The sequence below is a fragment of the Streptomyces sp. SID14478 genome (assembly GCF_010548525.1).
Classification (GTDB): Bacteria; Actinomycetota; Actinomycetes; order Streptomycetales; family Streptomycetaceae; genus Streptomyces.
The window spans coordinates 1-2932 of sequence record NZ_JAAGMG010001356.1; the positions used below are offsets into that span (position 1 = coordinate 1).

Here is a 2932-nt window from a genome sequence, read left to right on the forward strand (position 1 = left end):
CGCCCGCTCGGCCACCGCCTCGGCGTAGGCGCGCACGGCGTCGGCGGGGGTGCCGCAGCCCGGGCAGGCCAGGGCGCCGTTGAGGTGCCTGCGGCACGGGTGGCAGTAGTCCATGACGTAGGGAGGCTAGGCGCCCGGCCGGTAACGGAAAAAGCCGGTGCTGTGAATCTTCTGTGCGGAACAGCGTGTTCCGTCGAGTCGCCCCGGGGGCCGGACCTCGGAGATCCTCCGCGCAGAACCATTGACACTCCCCCGAGGCCGTCCTTACTGTCACGCCAGCATTTCGAACGAGTGACGAAATATCGAACGGCTCAGGGGGCAACTGCCTTGCGCATCACGGGAATCAGCACACATGTGGTCGGAACGCCCTGGCGAAATCTGACCTACGTCCAGGTGCACACCGACGAGGGGATCACGGGCGTCGGCGAGACCCGGATGCTGGGCCACACCGACGCGCTCATCGGGTACTTGAACGAGGCACTGGCCAACCACATTGTCGGCTCGGACCCGTTCGCTGTCGAGGATCTCGTGCGGCGGATGAAGTACGGCGACTACGGGCGGGCCGGCGAGATCGTCATGTCCGGCATCGCCGTCGTGGAGATGGCCTGCTGGGACATCAAGGGCAAGGCGCTCGGGGTGCCCGTGTGGCAGCTGCTCGGCGGCAAGGTGACCGACAGGGTCAAGGCCTACGCCAACGGCTGGTACACCACCGAGCGGACCCCGGAGGCATACCACAAGGCCGCGCAGGCCGTGGTCGAGCGCGGGTACAAGGCGCTGAAGATCGACCCGTTCGGCACCGGGCACTTCGAGCTGGACCACGAACAGTCGCTGTACGCCGTCTCGTTGATCGAGGCCGTGCGCGACGCGATCGGTCCGGACGCCGAGCTGATGCTGGAGATGCACGGGCGCTTCTCCCCCGCCACGGCCATCCGGCTGGCGCGGGACCTGGCGCCGTTCCGGCCCGCGTGGCTGGAGGAGCCGGTGCCGCCGGAGAACCTCAAGGCACTGGAGAAGGTCGCCGCCAAGGTGGAGATCCCGATGGCGACCGGCGAGCGCATCCACGACCGGATCGAGTTCCGGGAGCTCTTCGAGAGCCAGGCCGTCGACATCATCCAGCCCGACGTCGGCCACATCGGCGGCATCTGGGAGACGCGGAAGCTGGCCGCGACCGCCGAGACGCACTACATGCTGGTCGCCCCGCACAACGTGGGCGGCCCGGTACTCACGGCCGCCTCGCTCCAGGTCGGCTTCACCTCCCCCAACTTCAAGATCCTGGAGCACTTCAACGACTTCGCCGACGCGGAGATCAAGAAGGTCGTCAAGGGCGCGCCGCAGGTCGTGGACGGGTACTTCGAGCTGTCGCACGAGCCGGGTCTCGGCGTCGAGCTGGACGTGGACGCCGCGGCCGAATTCCCGCAGCAGCAGGCCCGGTTCGACCTGTGGGCCGAGGGCTGGGAGAAGCGCGACCCCAAGGCGGGCGCGTGAGCTCCGCGGTCGTCGTCGACGGGCCCGGTCGGCACCGGCTCGTGCCGCACGAGCCCGGACGGCCCGGCCCCGGCGAGGCGCGGGTGCGGGTGCACGCGGTGGGCATCTGCGGCAGCGACCGCGAGGTCTACCAGGGCAACCGCCCCTCGCAGTACGTCCGTTACCCGCTGACCCCCGGGCACGAGTGGTCCGGTGTCGTGGACGCCGTGGGCGAGGGCGTGCCCGCCTCCCTGACGGGGCGCAAGGTCGTCGGTGAGGGCTTTCGCAACTGCCAGGTCTGCGACCGGTGCCACGCCGGGGACACGACGCTGTGCACCGCCGGGTACGAGGAGACGGGCTTCACGCAGCCCGGGGCGATGGCCACGACGCTGGTGCTGCCGGCCCGGCTGCTGCACATGCTGCCCGACGGCGTCGACCTGAGCGCCGCCGCGCTGCTCGAACCGGCCGCCTGCGTCGCCGCCGCCGCGCTCAAGGCCGACGCGAGGCCCGGGCAGCGGGTCGCGGTCGTCGGGACCGGGACGCTCGGGATGATCGCCGTCCAGTTCCTCGCGGCGACCTCTCCGGCCGAGCTGCTCGTGGTCGGCACCCAGGACGAACGGGCCGAACTGTCCCGGCAGTTCGGGGCGACGGACTTCCGGCTGCGCACCGAACCGCTGCCGGACGACTTCGACGTGGTGATCGAGACCGCCGGGTCCGCCTCGGCGGCCCGCACCTCCGCGGGGCTGCTGCGCCGGGGCGGCCGTCTGGTGCTCACCGGGCTGCCCGCGGCGGGCGCCGAGGGCCTCGACCCGACGGATCTGGTGGTGCGCCAGCTGGAGGTGCGGACCGTGTTCGGGGCCGGGCCCGACGCGTGGGCGCACGCCGTGCGGGTGTTCGGGGCGGGGCTGCTCGACACCCTGCCGCTGGTGACGCACGAGGTGCCGCTGGAGCGGTTCGCGGAGGCCATCGCGTGGGTGGGCGCCGGGGACCCGAAGGTGGGGAAGGTGCTGCTGCGGCCTTAGCCGGGCGGGGCCCGCCGCATCGGGCCCCGCCCTTGAGGCCTCCTCGACCCGAACCCCGTCCGACATGTCGAACAACCGCAAAGGACCACCGTGACCGACTCACCCCGTCTGCCCGGCGAACCCGCCCTCGGCTCCCTCGGCCTCTCCGCTCCCGCCCCGGACCCGGCGGACGCCTCCCCGCACACGTTCCCGGACGGGGGCGCGTGGCGGATCGAGATCCCGTCCGTCGAAGGGCCCGAGGCCGTCGGCGTCGTACTGAAGGAGTCCTCGCGGCTCGACGTCCCCGTCCACCGGATCAGCCAGGGCAGCGGCATCTGGATGCTGCGGGACGCCGAGATCCAGGAGATGGTCGAGGCGACCGCCGAGCGCGACATCGAGCTGTGCCTGTTCACCGGGCCGCGCGGCACCTGGGACACCGGCGCCTCGGTGCGCACCGACTCGCGCGG

Annotated in this window: 2 protein-coding genes and 1 pseudogene; all 3 read left to right on the plus strand. The window is 71.9% G+C overall.

All coding sequences use genetic code 11. The features are described from left to right. Positions 1-327: 327 nt before the first annotated feature. Positions 328-1485 (plus strand): mandelate racemase/muconate lactonizing enzyme family protein, encoded by a 1158-nt coding sequence (locus G3I40_RS43305; RefSeq protein ID WP_164560283.1) that lies wholly within the window; start codon positions 328-330, stop codon positions 1483-1485. Further along, positions 1482-2486 (plus strand): alcohol dehydrogenase catalytic domain-containing protein, encoded by a 1005-nt coding sequence (locus G3I40_RS43310; protein ID WP_164560284.1) that lies wholly within the window; start codon positions 1482-1484, stop codon positions 2484-2486. Before G3I40_RS43305 ends, G3I40_RS43310 begins: the two co-directional genes overlap by 4 nt. A 90-nt stretch (positions 2487-2576) precedes the next feature. After that, positions 2577-2932: pseudogene (locus G3I40_RS43315) on the plus strand (hypothetical protein); the annotation flags it as partial.